The following is a 23,451-nucleotide window of genomic DNA, read 5'->3' on the forward strand; positions in this document are numbered from 1 at the left end:
ACCTCAGCTCTGGGACACGGCTTTGGGAATGATGTCGTTGGCGACCATCTCCCCGAACGGGCTGACGTAACCCGCCGCCTCAGGCAGCTTGGGACGTTCGATGTCCAGGTGCGGGAACAGCAGTTCGGCCACCCGGTAGGCCTCTTCCAGGTGCGGATAGCCGGAGAAGATGAAGGTGTCGATGCCCAGGTCCGCATACTCCTGCATGCGGGCCGCCACGGTCGGGCCGTCGCCCACCAGGGCCGTACCGGCACCGCCGCGCACAAGGCCGACCCCGGCCCAGAGGTTGGGGCTGACTTCCAACTGGTCGCGGCGGCCGCCATGCAAGGCGGCCATGCGCTGCTGGCCTACGGAATCGAAGCGCGCCAGGGACGCCTGGGCCCGGGCGATGGTGTCGTCGTCCAGATGGGAAATCAGCCGCTCGGCAGCCTGCCAGGCCTCGGCGTTGGTTTCCCGCACAATCACATGCAGGCGGATGCCGAAGCGTACGGTGCGCCCGAGTTTGGCGGCCTTGTCCCGCACCTGTTGGATCTTCTCGGCCACCGCGGCCGGCGGCTCGCCCCAGGTCAGGACCATCTCCACCTGCTCGGCGGCCAGGTCCTGGGCAGCTTCCGAGGAGCCACCAAAGTACAGCGGCGGACGGGGTTGCTGCAGCGGCGGATAGAGCAGCTTGGCGCCCTTCACGCTGATGTGCTGGCCGTCGTAGTCCACGGTTTCACCTTCCAGCACCCGGCGCCAGATACGGGTGAACTCCACCGAAGCCTGGTAGCGCTCCTCATGGTCGAGGAACAGGCCGTCGCCGGCCAGTTCGTCCGGATCCCCCCCGGTCACCAGGTTGAACAGCGCCCGGCCGCCGGACAACCGGTCCAGGGTCGCTGCCTGGCGCGCCGCTACCGTCGGGGAGATGATCCCCGGGCGCAAGGCCACGAGGAACTTCAGACGCTGGGTCACCGGGATCAGCGACGCCGCCACCAGCCAGGAGTCCTCGCAGGAGCGTCCGGTGGGGATCAGCACGCCGCCGAACCCCAGGCGATCGGCAGCCTGGGCGATCTGCTGCAGGTAAGCATGATCGACGGCGCGAGCGCCTTCGGCGGTGCCAAGGTAATGGCCGTCGCCGTGGGTAGGCAGGAACCAGAAGATATTGAGGCTCATGGAGTTGTCTCCTAAGGGGTCGAATTACGGCGCTTTGGCCACGGCGGCGGTGGGCGTCCAGATCACGTCTTTGATGCTCAACGGCTTGGGAATCAGCTTGAGCTGGTAGAAGCTGTCGGCGATTTTCTGCTGCGCGGCGATCACTTCCGGGGTCAGGAAGCCCGCGCCATAGCCCTGGCGCTTAACCGAAGTGAGGGTGATGTCGGCCGGCAGGCCCAAAAGCGGTGCCACCTGTTGGGTGACCTCCTGCGGATTGCCCTTGGACCACTCGCCCACCGCCCGTACTTCTTCCACCAGGGCGGTAATCACCTCGGGATGCTGTTGCGCGTAGGGTTTGGTGGCCAGGTAGAACTGGTGGTTGTCGACGATGCCCGAGCCGTCACGCAGGGTACGAGCCTGTAGCTGCTGCTCGGCGGCTGCCTGGTAAGGGTCCCAGATGGCCCAGGCATCGACGCTGCCCCGCTCGAATGCGGCGCGGGCATCAGCCGGCGGCAGGAACACGGTCTGGATATCACTGTATTTCAGGCCGGCGTCTTCCAGAGCGCGGACCAGCAGGTAATGGACGTTGGAGCCCTTGTTCAGCACCACCTTCTTGCCCTTGAGGTCCTGCACCGACTGGATCGGCGAACCCTTGGGCACCAGGATCGCTTCGCTATGGGGGGCCGGCGGCTCGTAGGCCACATACAGCAGGTCGGCACCGGCGGCCTGGGCAAAGACTGGCGGGGTCTCGCCGGTCACGCCGAAGTCGATGGACCCGACATTGAGGCCCTCCAGCAACTGTGGGCCTCCGGGAAATTCAGTCCACTGCACCTCGACGCCCTGCTGCGCCAGGCGCTTCTCCAGGGAACCCTTGGCCTTGAGCAGCACCAGGGTGCCGTACTTCTGATAACCGATCCGCAAGGTCTCGGCCTGAGCTTGAACAATGGCGCCGAAGGACACAGCCGCAGCAAACAGAGCGACCAGACCGCGACGCAAAATGACAGGGCGCATGGCGCTCTCCTTTTTGCTGTGGGGTTGTGGCTGCACCTGCTTGCCCGTTGGCGGGCGAGTAAGGCGAGTATTTCAATCGGGGGTGAGGCTCAAATGCTCCAGCGAGCACTCAACAGGCGTTCATTGAGCAGATGCGGATCCAGCGGCTTGGGGCGACGGGCCATGGCGCTGTGGAACTGCTCGAGCGCTTCTTTCAAGCGTTGCTCCAGGGCCTCGGCCAATTGCGGCTGGGCGCTGCCCTCGCCGTAGGCGATCTGGCTGTCCTCGGCAAAGATGCCCTGGAGCATCTCCTGGGCCTTGAGGGCCGAAAGCACCGGCTTCAATGCGTAATCCACCGCCAGCATGTGGGCAATGCTGCCGCCGGTAGCCATGGGCAGCACCACCTTGTGGCTCAGGGCCCGCTCGGGCAGCAGGTCGAGCAGGGTTTTCAGGGCCCCGGAAAACGACGCTTTGTACACCGGCGTCGCAATCAGCAGGCCATCGGCCTGTTCGATCTGTTGCAGCAGGTCGATGACCTTGGGGCTGTCGAAGCGCGCGTGGAGCAGATCCTCGGCCGGGAAGTCCCGTACCTGGTAGCTGACCACTTCCACGCCTTGCTGCTGTAACCAGCGCTTGGCCAACTCCAGCAGCACCCCGGAACGGGAGCGTTGGCTGGGACTGCCACCGAGAGAGACCACCAGCATGCAGAGAATTCCTTGAACGAAGAAAGCGATTCGCGGGATGCGATCTCGCCGAATTGGAGAGACCTTAACAGCCTATTTTTATATCTATAAATCTTATTTATTCATTTGTTTATTCCTTAATAATATATAAGGAAGTATTTTCCGCAGGCAAAAAAATAGGCCGTCGGAACGGCCTTAAACCCCTGCTTTATGGATCTGTTGCTCCTGCGTGCTCCGTAGGAGCGGGCTTGCCCGCGAAAGGGTCCGCGAAACTTGCGCCGGCCTCACGACCGCCTTTGTCGGCAAGCGAGCTCCTACGGCGGTTGGTGTATCAGCGGTTGGGTTGCGGCGTCAGGCGCAGATAGGGCTTCACTGCGCGATAGCCCTTTGGAAAGCGACGCTTGATCTCTTCCTCGTCCTTGAGCGAAGGCACGATCACCACTTCGTCACCGTCCTGCCAGTTGGCCGGGGTGGCCACCTTGTAGTTGTCGGTGAGTTGCAGCGAATCGATTACCCGCAGGATTTCATGGAAGTTGCGCCCGGTACTGGCCGGGTAGGTGATGGTCAGGCGAATCTTCTTGTTCGGGTCGATGACGAACAGCGAGCGTACGGTCAGGGTGTCGTTGGCATTGGGGTGGATCAGGTCATAGAGGTCCGAGACCTTGCGATCGGCATCCGCCAGGATCGGGAAGTTGACCCGGGTGTTCTGGGTCTCGTTGATGTCTTCGATCCACTTGTGATGGGAGTCCACCGGGTCCACCGACAGGGCAATGGCCTTCACCCCGCGCTGAGCGAATTCGTCCTTGAGCTTGGCGGTAAAGCCCAACTCGGTGGTGCACACCGGCGTGAAGTCCGCCGGGTGGGAAAACAGCACGCCCCAGCTATCGCCCAGCCACTCGTGGAAACGAATCTTGCCGGCACTGGAATCCTGTTCGAAGTCGGGGGCGATGTCGCCCAGTCTGAGGCTCATGGGTGCTGCTCCTGTGAGTGCGTGATGAAGCTACTCTGCCTGCACGGGAGACTATTTAAAAAGAATATATATCGATTTATTAATAACTGAATTGAATATTAAAAATCTCTTCACTGGACTCGCGGACGAGCGAAGACCACCCTTCTCAACAAGGTTCGAGAAGGCCTTGAGTAGCTGTAAAAAGAGGGGGATTCAGGAAGGGCTCACGGGGGTGGGCCTGACTTGAAACAACACCTCGCCCGGCATTGCGCCGGGCGAGGCTTCAACCGCAATTACTTCAGCGGGATCGAGTAGCTGACGATCAGGCGGTTTTCGTCCTGGTCGCGCTGGCCCGGAATGTCGTTACGCCACATGGCGTTTTTCCAGGTCAGACCCAGGTTCTTCAGTGGGCCTTGCGGAACCACGTAGGACAGGGTCAGGTCGCGTTCCCACTCGGTGCCACCAGTGCCCAGAGTGGTTTTCTGTGCAGCGCCAACCTTACCGGCTGTGTCGATGTTGTTGCCACGCAGGTAGATGATACCGGCGGTAAGGCCAGGCAGGCCGACCTTGGCGAAGTCATAGGCGTAGCGAGCCTGCCAGGTACGCTCGCCGGCACGGGCGAACTTCTGGATCTGCATGTCGGTGATGGTGCTGTTGGACGAGCCGTCACCCTGGTTCAACCAAGGGAAATCGCTGTCACCGTTGCTGTACTGGTAGCCGCCACCGAAGGTGTGGCCTTCAACCGAGTACAGGGCCAGGTAGCTGTACAGGTTGTTGTCGACCTTGCCTTTGGTGATCGCCGACAGGCCTTTGTCCGGGTAGTAGCCGGTGGTGTAGTAGGCCGCGGTGTCGCCGTTGGAGCCGTTGTCACGGCTGCGGTAGTAGCGCAGGTCACTTTTCAGTACGCCAGGACCGATGGACCAGTTGTGCACCAGGCCCAGGAAGTTCTGCGAGTAGAAGTCCTTCAGCTCGCCGTAGTAGTACGAAGCGGTCAGATCCTTGGTGATCTTGTAGTCAGCACCACCGTAGTAGAACTTGTTGCTGAACTTGCCGGCATCATAGTTGGAGCCGGCGTTGGCGCCAGCAATGGACAGACCTTCGTTGTTGCTCGAGTTACGGCCTTTGGCGTGCTCGATCTGACCGGCAGTCAGGGTCAGGTCCTTGATCTCGTTCGAAGTGATCTGGCCACCCTGGAAGGTTTGTGGCAGCAGACGACCGTCGTTGTACTTGATCACCGGGTTGTTAGGCATCAGGGTGCCGATTTTCAGCTCGGTCTGGGAAACCTTGACCTTGCCGGTCAGACCCAGGCTGGAATAATCGTTCACCGCTTGAGCGTTCTTGCCGCTGGAGGAGTGAGTCGGGAAAACAGTGCCACCGGAAGAAGTGGTGGTCGCGCCGTTGGTGCCGCCACCGGAATCCAGGCGCACGCCCAGCAGGCCGATTGCATCCAGGCCAAAACCTACGGTGCCTTCGGTGTAGCCAGAGGTGAAGTTGAAGATGAAGCCTTGGCCCCATTCTTCCTGCTTGCTCTGAGCCTTCGCGGCTTTGGTATCGCCGTCGCGGTTGTCGGTATTGATGTAGAAGTTACGCAGCCCCAAGGTAGCTTTGCTGTCTTCGACAAAACCGGCGGCGCCTGCCTGCTGCGCCAAAACCCCTACGGCCACAGCCAGGGCCAAGGTGGACTTGTTCATGTATCGCTCCTCTCGTTTCTAATTCTTGTGGTTCCTGGCCCCGGATCGAACGCCCGGGTGCCACAGATGCGCGATTAGCGCCAGACCGTGACTGATAAGTCAATCGTAACGACCTGTGTCTACGACCATGGTCTAATCGCAGTGATTTGGTCCATGCAGGGTAATGAATTACTCATAAACCCAAAAAGAATTGTTTAATTCTTTTTCATACCTTTTAGAAATAAAGCTCGCCATTATCAAACGGCGAATCGCAGCGTAGACGCTCGCAAGCTTATTTCTGAAAAATATTCCCCTGACTCAGCCCCCAAGATCCCCTGCGTGTACAAGCGCAAAACGTCATTCAGGATCAAAAAAGCGACGCAATCATGGCTAAGAGCCTATCCTCCCGTCAATTTGTTACAGTTTTTGTATCGAAATGAAATTTTTCTGACATGTGCAACTGGCCGCCACGGTTCGATCAATTGATCGGGCCGTGGCGGCCAGTTGCGCAAAGAGGCGGGTTCAGAGGGCTTTTTCGAAGATCTTCGAATTGCGCTGGTAGTTGTACAGCGAGGCCCGGGCCGATGGCAGGCGCTCGACACTGCTGGGCACGAAACCACGCTCGCGGAACCAGTGAGCGGTACGAGTGGTGAGGACGAACAGCGTCTTCAAGCCCTGGGCCCGAGCGCGGGTCTCGATCCTTTCCAGCAGCTCGTCGCCACGCTTGCCATGGCGGTACTCGGGGTTCACCGCCAGGCACGCCAGCTCACCGGCATCGGAATCGGCAATCTGGTAGAGGGCCGCGCAGGCGATGATCATGCCCTCGCGCTCCACCACACTGAACTGCTCGATCTCGCGCTCCAGCACCTCGCGGGAACGCCGCACCAGGATGCCCTGCTCTTCCAGCGGGCTGATCAGCTCCAGCAAGCCGCCCACGTCCTCGATCGCCGCCTCGCGCACCCGCTCGAACTGTTCCTGGGCCACCAGGGTGCCGCCGCCGTCGCGGGTGAAGAGTTCGGTCAGCAAGGCGCCGTCCTCGGCATAGCTGACGATATGGCTGCGTCCGACTCCGCCGCGGCACGCCTCGGCGGCGGCATCCAGCAGCTCGGCCTGATAGTTGCCCCCCAGGCGCTGCAAATGCGCCGGCACCTGTTGCGGGCGCAATTCGCGCACCAGCTTGCCGTTTTCATCCAGCAGGCCCGGGTCGGCGCCGAACAGCAGTAGTTTGTCGGCCCCAAGGTCGATGGCGGCGCGAGTGGCCACGTCTTCGCAGGCCAAGTTGAAGGTTTCCCCGGTGGGGGAATACCCCAGGGGCGAGAGCAGGACGATGGAGCGCTCGTCCAGCAGGCGATTGATGCCCTTGCGATCGACCCGGCGCACTTCGCCGGTGTGGTGATAGTCGACGCCTTCCAGCACGCCGATCGGACGGGCAGTCACCAGGTTGCCGCTGGCCACCCGCAACCGCGAGCCCTGCATCGGTGAAGAGGCCATGTCCATGGACAGGCGCGCCTCGATAGCGATGCGCAACTGGCCCACGGCATCGATCACGCACTCCAGGGTTGCCGCGTCGGTGATCCTAAGGCCGTGATGGTAATGGGGCGTCAGGCCACGGGCCGCCAGGCGGGCTTCGATCTGTGGGCGCGAGCCGTGCACCAGCACCAGGCGCACCCCCAGGCTGTGGAGCAGCACCAGGTCGTGGACGATATTGCCGAAGTTGGGGTGTTCAACGCCGTCGCCGGGCAGCATGACCACGAAGGTGCAGTCGCGGTGGGCATTGATATAGGGAGACGCGTGGCGAAGCCAATTGACGTATTCGGGCATGAACCTGAGCCTGTAAATAAAAAGCAGCCTATGAAAGGACGAAACGGAAAACTCACAGCGGGCTGATGGTTATCGTCGGAACAGGCTTGGCAACACGCTTACTCTCCTCATGGGTACGGACAAGGCCACCGGCAATTTACTGAAATTGGGCCGGCGTCAGGCAGTAATGTTCAATCAATTCACGTAATAGATGCACGGTAGGCTGCAAGCGTGACATTTCGAGGTACTCCCCCGGCTGGTGGGCACAGGCGATATCACCCGGGCCGAGCACCAGGGTCTCGCAGCCAAGGCGCTGAAGATAAGGTGCTTCGGTGCCAAACGCTACTGCTTCGGCACGATGCCCGGTCAACCGCTCTGCCACTCGCACCAACTCGGCATCCTCGGGCTGCTCGAAAGGCGGGACCGCGGGGAACAGCGGCGCATAGTCGATCTTCACTTCATGGCGTTCGGCAATCGGCTTGAGCTTCTGCCGGATGGCCTCGCGCAGCACGTCCGGATCCATGCCCGGCAGGGGCCGCAGGTCGAACTCCAGGGAACACTGGCCACAGATGCGGTTGGGGTTGTCGCCGCCATGGATGCAGCCGAAGTTCAGGGTCGGTTGCGGGACGCTGAACTGCGCATTGCGGTACTCGCGCTGCCACAGCAACCGCAGGCCCCGCAGCTCGCCAATGGCATCGTGCATGGCTTCCAGGGCACTGCGACCCAGGCTTGGGTCCGACGAATGACCGCTGCGGCCGAGGATCTCGATGCGCTCCATCATCACCCCCTTGTGCAGGCGAATCGGCTTGAGCCCCGTAGGCTCGCCGATCACCGCCGCGCGCCCCAGGGGCCGGCCGACTTGCGCCAAGGCCCGCGCCCCGGCCATGGAGCTTTCTTCGTCGCAAGTGGCGAGGACCAGCAGCGGCTGCTTGAAAGGCTGATCCAGCAGGGGCCGCACTGCCTCGATGATCAGGGCGAAGAAACCCTTCATGTCGCAACTGCCCAGGCCGACCCAGCGGCCGTCGACTTCGGTCAGCTTCAAGGGGTCGGTCTGCCACAGCGCGCTGTCATAGGGCACGGTGTCGCTGTGCCCGGCCAGTACCAGGCCGCCAGGGCCACTGCCGAAACTGGCCAGCAGGTTGAACTTGCCGGGGCTGACCTGCTGGATGTCACAGGCAAAACCCAGGTCGCCGAGCCAACCGGCCAGCAGGTCGATCACCGCACGGTTGGATTGATCCAGTGCTGCTTGAGTGCAGCTCACCGATGGCGCGGCGATCAGCGCGGCAAACTGATCCTTCATGGACGGCAGGGGCATGAGCTGTCTCCGGGAATCCCAATGTGAGGCCCATCATAGAGGCATCCCGCAAGCGGAAGGAACCGCCGCGGCACCTGCGGGCGCCTTGTCCTGTACACTGCACGGCCTTGGCAGCCAACTCTTCCCCGGCTGCGCTCCCGATCCTGGATTTTCCGGCCATGCAGAAAGAAACCGAAATCAAACTCCGCGTCAGCCGCGAAACCCTCGCCGCCCTGCGCGAGCACCCGCTACTGAAAAAACGCAATAAAAGTGGCTGGGAACGCCGTGAACTGATGAATCAGTACTTCGACACCCCAGAACGCGACCTGGCCCGGGCCAAAGTCGCCCTGCGCCTGCGTCGCGACGGTGACGCGGTGATCCAGACCCTGAAGACCAGCGGCCAGAGCGTCGCCGGCCTGTCCGAACGCAACGAGTACGACTGGCAACTGGCCAAGGCCAAGCTGGACGTGAAAAAGCTCGAAGGCCAATGCTGGCCCGAAGCCCTGGCCGAACTGGACAAGAAGACCCTCAAGCCATTGTTCACCACGGATTTCGTCCGCGAGCGCGCGGAAATCGCCTGGGGCCGCGGCAAGGCCAAGGTGGTGATCGAAGCCGCCCTGGACTTGGGCCAAGTCATCGCCGGCAAGCAAAAGGAAGAAATCTGCGAGCTGGAACTGGAGCTGCGTGAAGGCGAACCGGCTGCCCTGCTGGAGTTGGCAGCGGAGCTGGCCCTGACCCTGCCGCTGATGCCCTGCGACATCAGCAAGGCCGAGCGCGGCTATCGCCTGTTCGACGCCGGCAGCTACTCCCTGAGCCTACCCGCGCCGCAATTGAGCGCCGAGACGCCCCTGGACGAAGCTTTCGCCGCTCTGGCCTGGCACCTGCTGGGCAGCAGCCAGCGCCTGGCCGAGCAGTACCGCTTCAATGGCCACTGGCGCCTGCTGCAGGACTGGGTGGACAACCTTGCCGAGCTGCGAGCCCTGGCCAGCAGCCTGGGCCAGGCCGCACCGCGCCAGTCCACCGCTGAGTTGCGCAGTGCCCTGGACGCCCTGCTGGAAGACTGGCGTCCGCTGGTACAGGCCGGCCTTGATGACGAAGACGTGCGCAAGGCCGCGCCGGAGCAGTTCATCGAAGAGTTGCAGGACGTGCGCTGGGGCCTGTTCTCGCTGAATACCTCGCGCTGGCTGCTGGCCCGGGCCTGGGCCGCTGACCGCAACACCCGGGGCAACCGCCAGGGCGCCGCACAGTTGGGCAGCTGGTTGCCACGCCTGCTGGCCGAGGAAGCCACCTCCCTGCAACTGCCGCGCTATCAGCAGCAACCGGAAGACCTGGCCGAGCAGTTGCCGCGCATTGAACGCATCCAGGCCTGGTTGCACCACGCCCGCTCCGCGCTGGAGATCCCGGAGCTGGACCGTCTCTATGGCGAGTTGAACAAACTGGCCCAGCTGGCCAACGAGCCGATCACCGACGAAGCCCTCGACGCCCGCAAGCAGCAGGCCATCGCGGTGTTCCAGAACCGTGCCTGGAAAACCCTCCTGCGCCTGTAACCCCGCCCCTCAGCGCATGACCGGCAGGCTGGTGGTGGACTTGATCTCCGACAGGGCAACGATCGAGTTCACCTCCTGGATACCCGGCACCATGGACAGCTTCTCGAAGAAGAAGCGTTCATAGGCTTCGATATCCGCGGTCACGATCCGCAGCAGAAAGTCCACCGCGCCCATCAGCACATAGCACTCCAGCACTTCCGGAAAACCGCGGATCGCCTCGGTGAATTCGGTGAAGTTGGAGCGCCCGTGAGCGTTGAGCTTGATCTCGGCGAAGATTTGCGTGTTGAGGCCGATCTTCTTGCGGTCCAGCAGGGTCACCTGGCCGCGGATCACCCCCTCCTCCTTCATCCGCTGGATCCGTCGCCAGCATGGCGACTGGGACAACCCCACCTGCTCGGCGATCTGCGCACTGGAAAGCGAGGCGTCCTCTTGCAGCAGCGCGAGGATGCGGCGGTCATAGGCGTCCAGGTCGCTATGCATAATAAATACCCATAAATATTAAAAATTGAATTGAACAATTCATATTCAAGCAAACAAACCCAATCTTAGATAAGAAATACCCGAAACCGAATGTAAAAATTTCTCCACTGAACTGGAGACCACCATGCACCCTTTCGAGCCAGCCCCCCGCGCCGATGCCTGGAACCTCAACAATGCTCACTGTCGCGTGCACTACCGGATAGTGGCCGACGCCGAGGCCGATGTGCTGTGCCGCATCCTCAACCACTTCGCCCTGCAGTTCCTGGTGCCGCAGCGGGTGTCGATGCAGCAGCAGGACGCCACGCTGTATATGGAGGTGGAACTCGACGACCTGAGCTGGCATCGGGCCCAGGTGATCGGCGCAAAGCTGCGCAACCTGATCAGTGTCTGTGACGTGGAGCTGGAGTTGGCGGAACCTTCGCGCCTGCAGGCCGCGGGTTGATCCCGGCAAAACCCTGCAACCCTTGGCAAGCATTCCCTTGAGGCCCCGGGGACTATTCTTGGCTGTTCGTGGTCAGAGACCCACATCTGGACAACAGCCCCAAGGAATCGCCCATGAACGCCGCGCACCTTCCCCAGGACCGCTGGCTGGACCTCAGCGAACTGCTGCGTGAATTGCTGGCCCAGGGCCGCATCAGCCAGGATGCCGCCGAGCAGGCCATGAGCGTCCGGCATCAGGCAGCCGGTAACCTGCTGCATCCCCTGGAAGTGATCGCCGGCCAGCAATTGCCCGACCTGCAGCACCCCGGCGCACATCTGGACCTGGACAGCCTCACGGCCTGGCTGGCCCGGCAAGCCGGCCAGCCTTACCTGCGTATCGACCCCCTGCGCATCGACGTGGCCAGCATCACGCCGCTGATGTCCTTCGCCTTCGCCCAGCGGCACAAGATCCTTGCCGTGGCCGTGGATGGGCAGAGCGTTACCGTGGCCAGCGCCCAACCTTACGTCAGTGCCTGGGAAGCAGACCTGGCCCATGTTCTCAAGCGCACGGTGCGACGGGTGGTGGCCAGCCCGCTGGACATCCAGCGCCTGACCCTGGAGTTCTATCGCCTGGCCAAGTCGGTCAGCGGCGCCAGCAGCGAACAGAAAGCCAGTGGCCTGGGCAACTTCGAGCAACTGCTGAAACTGGGGGCCAGCGACCAGGAGCCGGATGCCGACGATGCGCACATCGTCAATATCGTCGACTGGCTGTTCCAGTACGCCTTTCAGCAAAGGGCCAGCGACATCCATATCGAACCCCGCCGCGAGCACGGCACCCTGCGCTTTCGCATCGATGGCGTATTGCACAACGTCTACCAGTTCCCGCCCCAGGTCACCCTGGCCATCGTCAGCCGCCTCAAGAGCCTGGGGCGCATGAACGTCGCGGAAAAGCGCAAGCCCCAGGATGGCAGGGTCAAGACGCGCACCCCCGACGGCAGTGAAATCGAGTTGCGACTCTCGACCCTGCCCACGGCGTTCGGTGAAAAGCTGGTGATGCGCATCTTCGATCCCCAGGTCCTGCTCAAGGATTTCGACCAGTTGGGCTTTGGCACCGATGACCTGAGCCGCTGGCAAGCCATGACCACCCAGGCCCACGGCATCATCCTGGTCACCGGGCCCACCGGCTCGGGCAAGACCAGCACCCTCTATACCACCCTGAAGAAGCTCGCGACCCCCGAGGTCAACCTGTGCACCATCGAGGACCCGATCGAGATGATCGAACCGGCGTTCAACCAGATGCAGGTCCAGCACAATATCGACCTGAGTTTTTCCAGCGGCGTGCGCGCACTGATGCGCCAGGACCCCGACATCATCATGATCGGCGAGATCCGTGACCTGGAGACTGCGGAAATGGCCATCCAGGCCGCACTTACCGGGCACCTGGTGCTGTCTACCCTGCACACCAACGACGCCCCCGGCGCCATCAGCCGACTGCTGGAACTGGGCGTGCCCCATTACCTGATCAAGGCCACCCTGATCGGGGTCATGGCCCAGCGCCTGCTGCGCACCCTCTGCCCGTACTGCAAGGTTCCCGCCCAGCTGACGGCGGATGACTGGGAAAGCCTGACCGGAACCCGGCACCTGCCACCCGCTGCCGGCGGCCAGCGCGCGGTGGGCTGCGCCGAATGCCGGGGTACCGGTTACCACGGGCGCACCGGGGTCTACGAAATCATGCCCTTGGGCTCCCCCCTCAAGGCCCTGATCCATCGCGATCTGGATCTTGCCCGCCTGCACCACCAGGCCTGTGCCGACGGCATGCGCAGCCTGCGCCTGGCTGCCGCGCACAAGGTTGCCCAAGGCCTGACCAGCCTTGAGGAAGTGCTACGGGTCACGCCCGGCAACCAGCCCCCATAGCGGCACAGGAGGCGAACCCCAGGCGCTGGACTACGCTTGAGTCACCGCCGAGAAAAGCAGGGAGCCCGGTATGAACATTCGTCAAAACATGCTCGCCACCGGGGTTGTCAGCCTCCTGGCCATTGCCCTGGTGGCCGGGCTGGGTTTATGGGGCCAGTCACGCCTGGCGCGGGCACTGGTGGACAACGAACTCAACGCCAGCGCCCTGCGCAACCACCTGGAGGCCGACATGATGCACGACGCCCTGCGGGCCGATGTGCTGGAGGCCCTGAGCAGCCAGCCCGGCGATGCCGCCGCTGGCGAAGAGGTCCGCAATAGCCTGCGCGAACACGGCGACTGGTTCCGCAAGGCCCTGGCGGAAAACGCCAAGTTGCCCCTGGCACCGGAAATCCGCAACGCCATCACCGAACTGCAGCCGGTGCTGGAAAACTACATTCACGCCGCCGAGAACATCGCCGGGCAGGCCCTCAAGGACCCACAGGCCGCGCGCCTGCAAATGCCGGAGTTCTCCCAGCGCTTCAGCGAAGTGGAGAGCCGCAACGCCGCCCTCAGCAGCCAGATCGAAGCCAGCACCGCCCAAACCCGCGAACTCAGTGAAAGTGCGGTCCGCCAGGCCGCCTGGTGGCTGATCGGCGGCAGCCTGCTGGCCGCCCTGGCACTGGCGCTGTTGACCCGGCAGCTGCTCACCCGGGTGCTCAAACCCCTGGAAAAATCCGTGGCCACCGCCCGGGCCATTGCCCAGGGCAACCTGACCACGCCTATCAGCGTCGACAGGCATGACGAGGCCGGCCAACTGCAACGGGCCCTTGGAGAAATGCAAGACAACCTGCGGCAGATGATCACCACCATCCGCCATGAAAGCGAAGAGTTGCGCGGCCGCTCCCACAGCCTCAGCGACACGTCGCTGAGCATTGCCGACGGCGCCAGCGAACAGGCCGACGGCGCCACCAACATGGCCGCCGCCATGGAGCAGATGATCAGCAATATCGCCCAGGTGGCCGAACACGCGCGCAATGCCCAGGGCATTGCCGCCCAGTCCGAATCCCTGGCCGGTAGCGGCGGCCAGGTAATCCTCGGGGTCGTGGACGGCATGAGCCATATTGCCGAGGCGGTGAACCAGTCTTCCCGCAGCATCACCGCCCTGGGCCAGTCCTCGGAAGAGATTCACTCGATCATCCAGGTGATCAACGGCATCGCCGAGCAGACCAACCTGCTGGCCCTGAACGCCGCCATCGAAGCCGCCCGGGCCGGGGAAGCCGGCCGGGGGTTCGCCGTGGTGGCTGACGAAGTGCGCAATCTGGCAGCCCGCACCGCACAGTCCACCCGGGAAATCACCGGCATGATCGAACGCATCCGGGAAACCACCGAACAAGCCGTGAACAGCATGCAAACCGGGGTCAGCCGGGTCAACGACGGGGTCCAGATGGCCCAGCAGGCGGGCACCTCGATCAATGAGATCCGCCAGGGCGCCCAGCGCTCGGCGGTGATGGTGGAGGAGATTTCCCTCACCATCGGCGAGCAGTCCAAGGCCAGTAGCGAAGTGGCGCAACGGGTGGAGATGATCAGCCTGGTAGCCCGGCGCAACAGCCAGGCCATGCGTGAGCTGACCCAGACCGTGGAGCAGATGGAAAACTCCGTGGCCACCTTGCAGACCTCGGTCACCCGCTTCCAACTGTGAGGCAACGGGCACGCCGGTGATGTGTGTCCTGATGATGCAAGGGCCACGGTATCTCTGCGCGCGACCGGGCGCCGCCTTACACTCGCCCCCTGTGCCCCTTGATCACATCTGAGCAGGAGAATGTTATGCAGATCGGAAGCGTGTTGTTACTTTTCGTCGGCCTCGCCGTGGCCATCGTCTTCATGGGTTTCAAGGTCGTGCCCCAAGGCTACCAATGGACCGTGGAACGCTTCGGCCGCTACACCAACACCCTGAAGCCGGGGTTGAACATCATCATTCCGGTGATGGATCGCATCGGGCGCAAGATCAACGTGATGGAAAGCGTGCTGGATATCCCACCCCAGGAAGTCATCACCGCCGACAACGCCACGGTGCAGATCGACGCCGTGTGTTTCTTCCAGGTGGTCAACACCGCCCAGGCCGCCTATGAGGTCAACAACCTCGAGCACGCCATCCGCAACCTGCTGCAAACCAATATCCGTACGGTGCTCGGTTCCATGGAACTGGACGCCATGCTCAGCCAACGTGACGGCATCAACGAGAAACTCCTGCGAACTGTCGATGAGGCCACCGCCCCCTGGGGGATCAAGATCACCCGGATCGAAATCAAGGACATCAGCCCACCCGCCGACCTGATGGCGGCCATGTCCGGGCAGATGAAGGCCGAGCGGGTCAAGCGTGCGCAGATCCTCGAAGCCGAAGGCCTGCGGGCCGCCGCCATCCTTACCGCAGAAGGCAAGAAGCAGGCACAGATTCTTGAAGCCGAGGGCGAACGCCAGGCGGCATTCCTCGAATCCGAAGCCCGGGAGCGCCAGGCCGAAGCCGAGGCCCGGGCGACCCAAGTGGTGTCCGAGGCGATTGCTACCGGCAACGTCCAGGCGATCAACTACTTCGTCGCGCAGAAATACATCGATGCCCTGGGCAAACTGGCGTCGGCCAACAACAGCAAGGTGATCCTGATGCCCCTGGAAGCCAGCCAGGTCATCGGCGCCGTGGGCGGCATCGGCGAGATCGTCAAGGCCACGTTCGACAGCAAGAAGGTCTGAGGCAGGCTTCATGTTGGCATTTGTGCAAGCTCTATCGTTCTGGGACTGGCTGGCCCTTGGCACCATCCTGCTGATCTTCGAAGTATTCGGGGCCGGCGGCTACCTGCTGTGGATCGGCCTCGCAGCCGCCACAGTCGGGGTCCTGACCTTTCTCATTCCCGGCCTGTCATGGGAGGTGCAGTTCCTCCTGTTCGGCCTGCTGTCGGTGCTCACCGCACTGTACTGGTGGCGCCGCCAGCGCAGCGTGGTACGCCCCAGCGATCAGCCGAACCTCAACCTGCGGGGCCAGGAGCTGATCGGCAAGACCTTTGTGGTGCACCAGGCGATTGTCGACGGCCGCGGGCGGATCAAGGTGGCCGACGGCGTGTGGATCGCCAAGGGGGCCGACGCCCCCGTGGGCGCCCGGGTGCGGGTGGTGGGCCAGGAAGGCGCAATCCTGTTGGTCGAAAACCTTGACTGATGAGTCACGGAACTCCGCGGGGTTATCTAGAATCAAACGATGCAGATACCCCCTTTCGGAGTCACCCATCATGCGTCTGAAAATTGCTGTCGCCACCCTTGCCCTGCTGTCTCTTCCCGTTGGTTCGGCAATGGCCGACACCTTCTGGCGTAACGTCATTTCCTCCGGGGCCACCACCGGCTCCACCTACCTGACCTTCAAGGACCACAAGTTGATCGTCGCCGCCCAGGATGACGCCGGCAGCTTCGTTGCCAGCGATGGCAGCATTCGCGGCCCGTACCTGGAAGCCGCCATGCAGAAAGTCCGCGCCGACAACCCCGGCCTCAAGGCCACCGACATGGAACTGGCCAACGCCATCCTGGCGAAGAACGCTGTCGCTCAGGAGTAACCGTCGCCCAAGGGATGGCCGACAGCAAACGCCGACCCCAGGGTCGGCGTTTTCGTGTGCCCGATCAGCCGGCTAGACCCCAGGTGTGCGGGACACTGCAGCCAGGCCGGCCAGGGCATAACTCATCATGTGCTCGATCAACGCCGGTGGATCCAGCTCCAGGCCGGGCAACACATTGCGCGCCAGCGGCTGATGGGCGATCAGCAGGAACAGGCAGGGCGCAAAAACGCTGACGGCGCTGCGCAGGGTGACCGGGTCCTCAGGCGATAGATCCATGATCTGGCCGAGGATGGTGCGCACGATCTTCGCCTTGGGAAACGCCTGCTCCTCCAGGATCGCCGGCAGCACCGCGGAGGGTGACAACAGTTCGCGGGTCAGGACTTTCAGCGCCCAGCCCTCACGCTGGTTGCCCAGCCCCTCGATGAGCACGGTGATGATCGCCCGCAGCTTGTCCTCGGGGCTGCCCTGGCTTTCACTCAGGCTGATCATGGTCTCGATCCGCACCAGGCGGTCGTGGGCCTCGCGCAGCACCGCCCGATACAGGCCGTCCTTGTTCTCGAAGTGGTAGTTGACCGAGGCGTTGTTGGCCCTGGAGTTCTCGCAGATCTGCTTGCTGGTGGTGTTGGCGTACCCCAGCTCAGCAAAAAGCTGGCCGGCCGTTTCCAGGATCTGTTGGCGGGTAGCCTGGCCATCCTGACGCGGCGTACGGGCCGCAGTTGGCTGCGGGGAAGCGGAAACGGCCATAGGCGCTCTCACTAAGTTAAATTCAAATTTGACTTTTGTTTATGGACTGCTTAGCTACAAAGCGCCAGTTTCTCGTTCAATTCCGTTAAGGGTTGCAGCGAAATGGCGGCTATCTGTCAATTCACGCCAAAGGATATCAGCATGGAAGCGCGCAACATGACTCCCTTCACCTACTTCTCACTGCCCATGCAGAAGCTGTTCCTACGCAATCAGGCGGCGGTCAGGAACAAGCCCTACGCCAAGTATTTCCGGTCGGAAATGCGCGTGCCGCTGTCCGCCGTCCGTAAGATTCAGCAAGGCCCCATGGCCCTGGAAGACACCCTGACCCCGAGCATCGAGGACATCAATCGCCTGCTCGAACCGGACTTTGTCAGCGAGGAATCCGGTTACGCCCTGCTACCGGGCCCGATGGCCTACGTGCAAAGCCGCAAGTTCTTCCCCGGCTGCACCGCGCAGATGTTCAAGTGGTGGTTCATCTGGCACCCCGCGGAATCGGAGCGCTACACCCTGTGGTTCCCCTATGCCCATGTCAGCAACCCATGCGTGCACCACCAGCGCCTGTGCGATGAGTCCCTGAGTTTTGAGGAACGGCTGTATGGCAACACCTTCTGCGCGTCGGAATATGTCGGCGATCGCCTGATGCACCTGCATATCGACTTCCAGCAGCCGGCCAGCCTGGGCCTGAACACCGATCTGTATCGCGAAGCGAAGATCGACGGCAGTGTCAGCGCCCTGATGAGCCTGGCGGATCATCCTGAGGTGCCGGTGTCGTTGATGGTGCATCTGTTCAAGGAAGTACCGGACGGCATGTACCTGAGCAGCCGTTACTGGGTCGGGGCGCACCCGTCGATGGCCCGCTTTCCTGGGGCAGAAAAGGCTGCATCGCTGCTGAAGGAAAATGGCTTTGGCGAGGCCGAACTGGAGACCCTGGCCTACGAGTTCGCGGTGCACGACATGTGCGAGTTCAATCATCTGGCCAGCTTCCTGCCGGACCTGTATCGAGAGTTCGGCACCCCCGCGGCCTGAAACAACAGCCATTAAGCCCGAGAAACTCCAGGGCTTAATGGCTCGAAAGGATCAACGTTGCGTACCAGGACAAACACCGTTGATCAGCAGAGAAGTGAACTCCTCGATGTCCTGTTCCACCGTCAGTTGCTCAGTCAACAGCCGATACCAGCAAAAGCCGAAGATCATATCCAGCAGTAATTCACGGTTGGTGTCCTTGGGCAGCTCGCCGTTGCTGATGGCATTTTCCACCAGTTTTTTCGGCATTTCCCTTCTGCGCTCCATGAACTGATCCTTGAGCTGGGTCAAGGTTGCGGGATCCAGTTGCGCTTCTGCGATCACACAGCGAAAGGCCTCGCCACAAATAGTCTCCCTCCAGACTTTCCAGAGATTTCGCAGCAAAAAGTCGAGATCTGCCTTGAACGAGCCGAGATCAGGAAATTTTCTGACTTGTTCGCTCTCGTTTTCATAAACCTCGGCGATCAACGCCGCCTTGTTCGTCCACCAGCGATAGATAGTTGGCTTGCTGGCCCCCGCCCGACGGGCGACGGACTCGATACTGAGCCCGGAATAGCCGCATTCCTTAAGGATTTCGATGGTGGAAGTGAGAATGGCCTTATGAGTATGGGGACTTCGCAAAGAGCCGATGGAGCTGCGAGAGGGGGTACGAGCCACAATAAAAAATCTCCAGGCAGGGCGCTTGACAAACGCAACGCAGGGTATAGGATTCCCTCGAATCGAAATGAAACGGTCCGTTTCGTTTCATTCTTGAAAGAATCATGAATTTCTTACACCGATCTATCTAGTTTTTAAAATATCGCGTAAGGGTTGAGCAGCTCAGGCCTTGTAACTTGGAGTTCCTCGAATTCGAGGCTTCGGCCCTTTTCCCTTAAGAGATTAGATCGTCTGAAATTATTACTAAACGAAACGTTCCGTATCATATCACAGTGAGGTGAATAAAAACAGCTTTCGAGTGGGTTTTCCCCTATTTGGAGTCTGCTGTTAAACCGCTCTGGCCTGCAGGTTTCACCAGGTGTGGCCAGGAGAAAGGCAGCAAAACTGTTTTCCGTATGTTTCAAGGGTGCTTCTGAGCAGGCACGACCCAGTTTTCTGAAAAGAATGGAATCAAGAGGAAAATGAACGTGAAAAAGATAGGTATTGTCAGCTATGGCGCGGGTATTCCGGTATGCCGCCTGAAAGTCCAGGAAGTGATCAACGTCTGGAAAAACACCGACCTCAAGCTGGTGGAGGAAAACCTCGGCGTCACGGAAAGAGCCGTGCTGCAACCGGATGAAGATGTCATCACCCTCGGGGTGCTGGCGGCGCAACGGGCCCTGGATAAAGTCCCCGGTCATCAGATCGAAGCCCTGTACCTGGGCACCTGCACCAACCCCTATGACTCACGGGCCTCGGCTTCGATCATCCTGGAAATGCTCGGCAGCGGCTACGACGCCTATTGCGCCGACGTGCAGTTCGCCGGCAAGTCCGGAACTTCTGCCCTGCAGATCTGCCAGGCGCTGGTGGCTTCCGGCATGACGGGCAGCGCCCTGGCCATCGGCGCCGACACCATCAACCGCAACACCGCGCCGGGCGACCTGACCGAATCCTATGCCGGGGCCGGAGCCGCTGCGCTGCTGATCGGCAGCCAGGATGTCATCGCCGAATTCGACGCCAGCTTCTCCTGCGCCGCCGATGTCGCCGACAACATCCGCCCCCAGGGTGATCGCTACATTCGTTCGGGCATGGGCCTGGGCTCGGACAAGAACAGCATCGGCCTGGAAGACCAGACCCGCCGCGCCGCCGAAGGCCTGATGGCCAAGCTGCACACCAGCCCCGCCGACTATGACTATGTGGTGTTCCAGCAAAACCTGGTGTCCACGCCCTACTCCCTGGCCAAGCACCTGGGCTTCAACCCCAAGCAGGTGGAACCGGGCATCTATGCCGGCAACGTTGGCGATGCCGGATCGGCCAGCCCGCTGCTCGGCCTGATCAACGTACTGGACCAGGCACGCCCGGGGCAGAAAATTCTTCTGGTGTCCTACGGTTTCGGCGCCGGCAGCGACGCCATCGCCCTGACCGTCACCGACGCCATCGAGCAGTACCAGAAGCACAACAAGCCTCTGCGCGAACTGCTGGAATCCAAGATCTACGTCGACTACGGCACGTCCATCAAGTACGAGTTCAAGTACCTGCGGGCTGACTACGCCCTGACCGCCTATCTCTGATTACGCCTGTCTACGCAAGGAGCATGCACATGTGCGCACGTCGTGTTGCAATCGTTTCGGCCGCCTATACGCCGAAACCCGGAAGTTCACGAGTTCGGCAGACGTTCAAGGAAATGATCGTCGAGTCCGCCTACAAGGCTCTCAAGGACGCCAAGATGCACCCCCGGGAAATCCAGGCCGTGGCCTATGGTTATCACGGTGAAGGCATTTCCGAATATGGCGGCCTGGGCCCGACCATTTCCGACGCCCTGGGCATCAGCCCGGCGCCGACCTTCATGAGCACCGCCAACTGCACCAGCAGCTCGGTGTCGTTCCAGATGGGCCACCAGATGGTGGCGTCCGGGGAGTACGACATCGTCCTGTGCGGCGGCTTCGAGAAGATGACCGATCACTTCAACTACGCCGAATACATCGGCTCCAGCACTGAATGTGAATACGATTATTTCCTCGGTATTTCCCACACCGATGCCTTCGCCCTGGCCACCGCCGAGTACTTCCAGAAGTTCGGCTATGCCGGTCGCGAGGCCGACGTACTGGCCACCTTCGGCCGGCAGATGCGCATCTACGCACAGAACACCCCCACCGCCACTCGTTATGGCCAGCCGATTCCTTCCCTGGAAGCGTTGAAGAACAGCGAGGCCTGCGGCTCAATGCTGGCCTGGGGCGAAGCCAGTGGCTGCGCGATCCTGGTGGCCGAACACCTGGCCCACAAGTACACCGATAAACCGGTGTTCGTACGCGGTTGCGCCTATACCGGGGTCTCCCACTATTTCGGCACGCGCTTTCACAACCCGACCCTGCATCATCCGGGCCTGCCCAAGGATGTGGGCATGGCGGTTTCGGCCAACTCCATCGCCTGTGCGGAAATCGCCTACAAGAAAGCCGGGATCACCGCCAAGGACATCGACGTGGCCCAGGTCTACGACCTGCTCGGCGCCGGGCTGATCCAGATGGAGTCCATGGGCATCTGTGGCAAGGGCCAGGCCGGCGACTTCGTGCTCGAAGGCGGCATCGCCCTGGATGGCCAGCTGCCGCTCAATACCGACGGCGGCAACATCGGCCGCGGCCATGCCTCCGGCTGCGACGGCATCCTGCACATCACCGAGCTGTTCCGGCAGCTGAGGGGTGAATCCGACAACCAGGTCAAGGGCGCGCGCATCGGCGTGTCGCAGAACCTTGGCGGTTACGCGGCGCACAACTCAGTGATTGTCCTCTCGAACGACTAAGGAGCCCGGACCATGTCCATGTACCCAGAACAGATCCACAGAATGACCACCGCCAGCATGCTTCGCGAATGGCGCGAGCATGGCGGCAAGTACCGCCTCGAAGGCAGCCAGTGCGAAGAATGCAACGAAATCTTCTTCCCCCGGCGCACCGTCTGCGGCGCTTGCAACTCCCTGAGTGTGAAGCCGTATCGCTGCGCGCGCAGTGGCAAGATCGAGGTCATGGCCCCGGCCGAGAACCCGATCCTGGCCGCCATGGGCTATGGCGAAACCGTGCCGCGCATCATGGCCATGGTGCGCCTGGACGACGGCCTGGTGATCGCTTCGGAAATCGTCGATGTGTGCGATCAGCAACAGCTGAAAGTCGGTGCGCCGGTGCGCATGGTGATCCGCAAGCATGTGCGCGAAAGCAACCTGGCCTGGCAATACGCTTATAAGTTCGTACTCGATATATAAGTTGTTATTCAAGGTGCCTTTATATAAGGCACCCTGAAGTTAGCCATTAAAATAAAATCCAACTTAAAAGTTACATCAACGGCAACTTCACGCCCCGAAGTTGCCTTAAGGCCCTGATTTCCTTTAGGGCCTACAGATTCCTGTGCCTATAAACGGGGACTATCCCCACCCCTTAACTTGTTGGCTTACTTAAAGCCAAGGACCCATCATGTCTACACTTTGCCTTCCACACGTCATGTTTCCGCAACACAAGATCACCCAGCAACAGATGGTCGATCACCTGGAAAACCTGCACGCCGACCATCCACGCATGGCCCTGGCCAAGCGCATGATCGCCAACACCGAAGTCAACGAGCGCCACCTGGTGTTGCCGATCGACGAACTGGCAGTGCACACCGGTTTCACCCACCGCAGCATCGTCTACGAGCGTGAAGCCCGGCAGATGTCGTCGGCCGCGGCGCGCCAGGCCATCGAGAATGCCGGGCTGCAGATCAGCGACATTCGCATGGTGATCGTCACTTCCTGCACTGGCTTCATGATGCCGTCGCTGACCGCGCACCTGATCAACGACCTGGCCCTGCCAACCTCCACCGTGCAGTTGCCGATCGCCCAGCTGGGCTGCGTGGCCGGTGCCGCGGCCATCAACCGCGCCAACGACTTCGCCCGGCTCGATGCCCGCAACCACGTACTGATCGTGTCCCTGGAATTCTCCTCGCTGTGCTACCAGCCGGACGACACCAAGCTGCACGCCTTCATCTCCGCGGCGCTGTTCGGCGATGCGGTATCCGCCTGCGTGCTGCGCGCCGATGACCAGGCCGGCGGCTTCAAGATCAAGAAGACCGAGTCGTACTTCCTGCCCAAGAGCGAGCACTACATCAAGTACGACGTGAAGGACACCGGCTTTCACTTCACCCTCGACAAGGCGGTGATGAACTCCATCAAGGACGTGGCACCGGTCATGGAGCGGCTGAACTACGAGAGCTTCGAACAGAACTGTGCGCACAACGACTTCTTCATCTTCCACACCGGTGGTCGCAAGATCCTCGACGAGCTGGTGATGCACCTGGACCTGGCATCCAACCGGGTCTCGCAATCGCGCAGCAGCCTGTCGGAAGCCGGCAACATTGCCAGCGTGGTGGTGTTCGACGTGCTCAAGCGGCAGTTCGATTCCAACCTCAATCGCGGCGACATCGGCCTGCTGGCGGCCTTCGGCCCGGGGTTCACCGCGGAAATGGCGGTGGGCGAGTGGACCGCCTGATGTGACTGCCTGTGCCTGTCCCACCTGACGTTGCCGGGCTGCAGGGCAACGTCGGGTGGCCTCCCACGGCGCTTGCGCCGGGTTCATGGT

The 23,451-nt window shown here is 61.6% G+C and carries 22 protein-coding genes and 1 pseudogene; 13 read left to right on the forward strand and 10 right to left on the reverse strand.

Annotated elements, in window-relative coordinates; genetic code table 11:
• Positions 1 to 3: 3 nt before the first annotated feature.
• The 7 genes from ssuD to argE all read right to left on the reverse strand — a co-directional run bounded on the left by ssuD (position 4) and on the right by argE (position 8,538).
• Positions 4 to 1,152 (reverse strand): FMNH2-dependent alkanesulfonate monooxygenase, encoded by a 1,149-nt coding sequence (ssuD, locus tag AC1RCO_RS14620; RefSeq protein WP_015637415.1) that lies wholly within the window; start codon positions 1,150 to 1,152, stop codon positions 4 to 6.
• Between the two features lie 24 nt (positions 1,153 to 1,176).
• The gene (locus AC1RCO_RS14625; protein WP_011064110.1) at positions 1,177 to 2,142 is read right to left on the reverse strand and encodes a sulfonate ABC transporter substrate-binding protein; all 966 of its coding nucleotides are present in this window, start codon (positions 2,140 to 2,142) and stop codon (positions 1,177 to 1,179) included.
• An 89-nt stretch (positions 2,143 to 2,231) separates the two neighbouring features.
• Positions 2,232 to 2,825 carry an NADPH-dependent FMN reductase gene (gene ssuE / locus AC1RCO_RS14630; protein WP_011064111.1) on the reverse strand — a complete coding sequence of 198 codons (594 nt, stop codon included), beginning with the start codon at positions 2,823 to 2,825 and terminating at the stop codon, positions 2,232 to 2,234.
• Positions 2,826 to 3,135: 310 nt separating this feature from the next.
• Entirely contained in the window at positions 3,136 to 3,774 is a 639-nt protein-coding gene (locus AC1RCO_RS14635; RefSeq protein WP_011064112.1) for a peroxiredoxin, read from the reverse strand.
• Positions 3,775 to 4,046: 272 nt separating this feature from the next.
• Positions 4,047 to 5,444, reverse strand: a complete 1,398-nt coding sequence (locus tag AC1RCO_RS14640) for an OprD family porin (protein ID WP_065365060.1) — start codon at positions 5,442 to 5,444, stop codon at positions 4,047 to 4,049.
• A 501-nt stretch (positions 5,445 to 5,945) separates the two neighbouring features.
• On the reverse strand, positions 5,946 to 7,244 hold the full coding sequence (argA, locus tag AC1RCO_RS14645) for an amino-acid N-acetyltransferase (protein WP_011064114.1): 1,299 nt from the start codon (positions 7,242 to 7,244) through the stop codon (positions 5,946 to 5,948).
• A gap of 136 nt (positions 7,245 to 7,380) precedes the next feature.
• The gene (argE, locus tag AC1RCO_RS14650; RefSeq protein ID WP_492617823.1) at positions 7,381 to 8,538 is read right to left on the reverse strand and encodes an acetylornithine deacetylase; all 1,158 of its coding nucleotides are present in this window, start codon (positions 8,536 to 8,538) and stop codon (positions 7,381 to 7,383) included.
• A gap of 158 nt (positions 8,539 to 8,696) precedes the next feature.
• Between argE and AC1RCO_RS14655 the strand changes: the two genes are divergently transcribed.
• Positions 8,697 to 10,064: a CYTH domain-containing protein gene (locus AC1RCO_RS14655; protein WP_019093576.1), complete on the forward strand. Its 1,368-nt coding sequence runs from the start codon at positions 8,697 to 8,699 to the stop codon at positions 10,062 to 10,064.
• A gap of 9 nt (positions 10,065 to 10,073) precedes the next feature.
• Here the strand turns inward: AC1RCO_RS14655 and AC1RCO_RS14660 are convergent, their stop codons facing one another.
• Entirely contained in the window at positions 10,074 to 10,544 is a 471-nt protein-coding gene (locus AC1RCO_RS14660) for an Lrp/AsnC family transcriptional regulator (RefSeq protein ID WP_011064117.1), read from the reverse strand.
• Between the two features lie 124 nt (positions 10,545 to 10,668).
• Between AC1RCO_RS14660 and AC1RCO_RS14665 the strand changes: the two genes are divergently transcribed.
• From AC1RCO_RS14665 to AC1RCO_RS14695, 7 genes and pseudogenes are all read left to right on the forward strand, one after another.
• On the forward strand, positions 10,669 to 10,986 hold the full coding sequence (locus AC1RCO_RS14665) for an ACT-like domain-containing protein (RefSeq protein WP_492617824.1): 318 nt from the start codon (positions 10,669 to 10,671) through the stop codon (positions 10,984 to 10,986).
• Between the two features lie 113 nt (positions 10,987 to 11,099).
• Positions 11,100 to 12,878, forward strand: a complete 1,779-nt coding sequence (gene tfpB / locus AC1RCO_RS14670) for a type IV pilus assembly ATPase TfpB (RefSeq protein ID WP_103407451.1) — start codon at positions 11,100 to 11,102, stop codon at positions 12,876 to 12,878.
• A 496-nt stretch (positions 12,879 to 13,374) separates the two neighbouring features.
• Positions 13,375 to 13,701, forward strand: a pseudogene (locus AC1RCO_RS14675) (HAMP domain-containing protein); the annotation flags it as partial.
• A 141-nt stretch (positions 13,702 to 13,842) separates the two neighbouring features.
• Complete coding sequence (locus AC1RCO_RS14680; RefSeq protein ID WP_370059455.1) at positions 13,843 to 14,556, forward strand: methyl-accepting chemotaxis protein; 714 nt, start codon at positions 13,843 to 13,845, stop codon at positions 14,554 to 14,556.
• 125 nt (positions 14,557 to 14,681) lie between these two features.
• On the forward strand, positions 14,682 to 15,602 hold the full coding sequence (locus AC1RCO_RS14685; RefSeq protein WP_011064121.1) for an SPFH domain-containing protein: 921 nt from the start codon (positions 14,682 to 14,684) through the stop codon (positions 15,600 to 15,602).
• A gap of 10 nt (positions 15,603 to 15,612) precedes the next feature.
• A complete protein-coding gene (locus AC1RCO_RS14690) occupies positions 15,613 to 16,062 on the forward strand; it encodes an NfeD family protein (RefSeq protein WP_065365057.1) in 450 nt (149 codons plus the stop codon).
• A gap of 70 nt (positions 16,063 to 16,132) precedes the next feature.
• Positions 16,133 to 16,450 (forward strand): DUF2388 domain-containing protein, encoded by a 318-nt coding sequence (locus AC1RCO_RS14695; protein ID WP_011064123.1) that lies wholly within the window; start codon positions 16,133 to 16,135, stop codon positions 16,448 to 16,450.
• A gap of 72 nt (positions 16,451 to 16,522) precedes the next feature.
• Here the strand turns inward: AC1RCO_RS14695 and AC1RCO_RS14700 are convergent, their stop codons facing one another.
• Entirely contained in the window at positions 16,523 to 17,194 is a 672-nt protein-coding gene (locus AC1RCO_RS14700) for a TetR/AcrR family transcriptional regulator (RefSeq protein WP_011064124.1), read from the reverse strand.
• Positions 17,195 to 17,335: 141 nt separating this feature from the next.
• Here AC1RCO_RS14700 and phlG point away from each other — a divergent pair, with 141 nt between their 5' ends.
• Positions 17,336 to 18,220, forward strand: a complete 885-nt coding sequence (gene phlG, locus AC1RCO_RS14705; RefSeq protein ID WP_492617825.1) for a 2,4-diacetylphloroglucinol hydrolase — start codon at positions 17,336 to 17,338, stop codon at positions 18,218 to 18,220.
• A 51-nt stretch (positions 18,221 to 18,271) separates the two neighbouring features.
• Here the strand turns inward: phlG and AC1RCO_RS14710 are convergent, their stop codons facing one another.
• The gene (locus AC1RCO_RS14710; RefSeq protein WP_011064126.1) at positions 18,272 to 18,874 is read right to left on the reverse strand and encodes a TetR/AcrR family transcriptional regulator; all 603 of its coding nucleotides are present in this window, start codon (positions 18,872 to 18,874) and stop codon (positions 18,272 to 18,274) included.
• 461 nt (positions 18,875 to 19,335) lie between these two features.
• On the opposite strand from AC1RCO_RS14710, the gene AC1RCO_RS14715 reads away from it, so the two are divergent.
• From AC1RCO_RS14715 to AC1RCO_RS14730, 4 genes are all read left to right on the forward strand, one after another.
• Entirely contained in the window at positions 19,336 to 20,424 is a 1,089-nt protein-coding gene (locus AC1RCO_RS14715) for a hydroxymethylglutaryl-CoA synthase (protein ID WP_015637422.1), read from the forward strand.
• A 29-nt stretch (positions 20,425 to 20,453) separates the two neighbouring features.
• The gene (locus tag AC1RCO_RS14720) at positions 20,454 to 21,650 is read left to right on the forward strand and encodes a thiolase family protein (RefSeq protein WP_047338090.1); all 1,197 of its coding nucleotides are present in this window, start codon (positions 20,454 to 20,456) and stop codon (positions 21,648 to 21,650) included.
• Between the two features lie 12 nt (positions 21,651 to 21,662).
• Positions 21,663 to 22,103 (forward strand): Zn-ribbon domain-containing OB-fold protein, encoded by a 441-nt coding sequence (locus tag AC1RCO_RS14725; protein ID WP_011064129.1) that lies wholly within the window; start codon positions 21,663 to 21,665, stop codon positions 22,101 to 22,103.
• A gap of 208 nt (positions 22,104 to 22,311) precedes the next feature.
• Entirely contained in the window at positions 22,312 to 23,361 is a 1,050-nt protein-coding gene (locus AC1RCO_RS14730; RefSeq protein WP_011064130.1) for a type III polyketide synthase, read from the forward strand.
• Positions 23,362 to 23,451: the final 90 nt, after the last annotated feature.

Source organism: Pseudomonas sp. GW823-FHT03E05 (assembly GCF_058796855.1).

Excerpts from the sequence above, each read along its gene's own strand:
- ssuD (WP_015637415.1), bottom strand. The coding sequence starts at position 1,152 with ATGAGCCTCAATATCTTCTGGTTCCTGCCTACCCACGGCGACGGCCAT.
- AC1RCO_RS14625 (WP_011064110.1), bottom strand. The coding sequence starts at position 2,142 with ATGCGCCCTGTCATTTTGCGTCGCGGTCTGGTCGCTCTGTTTGCTGCG.
- ssuE (WP_011064111.1), bottom strand. The coding sequence starts at position 2,825 with ATGCTGGTGGTCTCTCTCGGTGGCAGTCCCAGCCAACGCTCCCGTTCC.
- AC1RCO_RS14635 (WP_011064112.1), bottom strand. The coding sequence starts at position 3,774 with ATGAGCCTCAGACTGGGCGACATCGCCCCCGACTTCGAACAGGATTCC.
- AC1RCO_RS14640 (WP_065365060.1), bottom strand. The coding sequence starts at position 5,444 with ATGAACAAGTCCACCTTGGCCCTGGCTGTGGCCGTAGGGGTTTTGGCG.
- argA (WP_011064114.1), bottom strand. The coding sequence starts at position 7,244 with ATGCCCGAATACGTCAATTGGCTTCGCCACGCGTCTCCCTATATCAAT.
- argE (WP_492617823.1), bottom strand. The coding sequence starts at position 8,538 with ATGCCCCTGCCGTCCATGAAGGATCAGTTTGCCGCGCTGATCGCCGCG.
- AC1RCO_RS14655 (WP_019093576.1), top strand. The coding sequence starts at position 8,697 with ATGCAGAAAGAAACCGAAATCAAACTCCGCGTCAGCCGCGAAACCCTC.
- AC1RCO_RS14660 (WP_011064117.1), bottom strand. The coding sequence starts at position 10,544 with ATGCATAGCGACCTGGACGCCTATGACCGCCGCATCCTCGCGCTGCTG.
- AC1RCO_RS14665 (WP_492617824.1), top strand. The coding sequence starts at position 10,669 with ATGCACCCTTTCGAGCCAGCCCCCCGCGCCGATGCCTGGAACCTCAAC.
- tfpB (WP_103407451.1), top strand. The coding sequence starts at position 11,100 with ATGAACGCCGCGCACCTTCCCCAGGACCGCTGGCTGGACCTCAGCGAA.
- AC1RCO_RS14680 (WP_370059455.1), top strand. The coding sequence starts at position 13,843 with ATGGAGCAGATGATCAGCAATATCGCCCAGGTGGCCGAACACGCGCGC.
- AC1RCO_RS14685 (WP_011064121.1), top strand. The coding sequence starts at position 14,682 with ATGCAGATCGGAAGCGTGTTGTTACTTTTCGTCGGCCTCGCCGTGGCC.
- AC1RCO_RS14690 (WP_065365057.1), top strand. The coding sequence starts at position 15,613 with ATGTTGGCATTTGTGCAAGCTCTATCGTTCTGGGACTGGCTGGCCCTT.
- AC1RCO_RS14695 (WP_011064123.1), top strand. The coding sequence starts at position 16,133 with ATGCGTCTGAAAATTGCTGTCGCCACCCTTGCCCTGCTGTCTCTTCCC.
- AC1RCO_RS14700 (WP_011064124.1), bottom strand. The coding sequence starts at position 17,194 with ATGGCCGTTTCCGCTTCCCCGCAGCCAACTGCGGCCCGTACGCCGCGT.
- phlG (WP_492617825.1), top strand. The coding sequence starts at position 17,336 with ATGGAAGCGCGCAACATGACTCCCTTCACCTACTTCTCACTGCCCATG.
- AC1RCO_RS14715 (WP_015637422.1), top strand. The coding sequence starts at position 19,336 with ATGAACGTGAAAAAGATAGGTATTGTCAGCTATGGCGCGGGTATTCCG.
- AC1RCO_RS14720 (WP_047338090.1), top strand. The coding sequence starts at position 20,454 with ATGTGCGCACGTCGTGTTGCAATCGTTTCGGCCGCCTATACGCCGAAA.
- AC1RCO_RS14725 (WP_011064129.1), top strand. The coding sequence starts at position 21,663 with ATGTCCATGTACCCAGAACAGATCCACAGAATGACCACCGCCAGCATG.
- AC1RCO_RS14730 (WP_011064130.1), top strand. The coding sequence starts at position 22,312 with ATGTCTACACTTTGCCTTCCACACGTCATGTTTCCGCAACACAAGATC.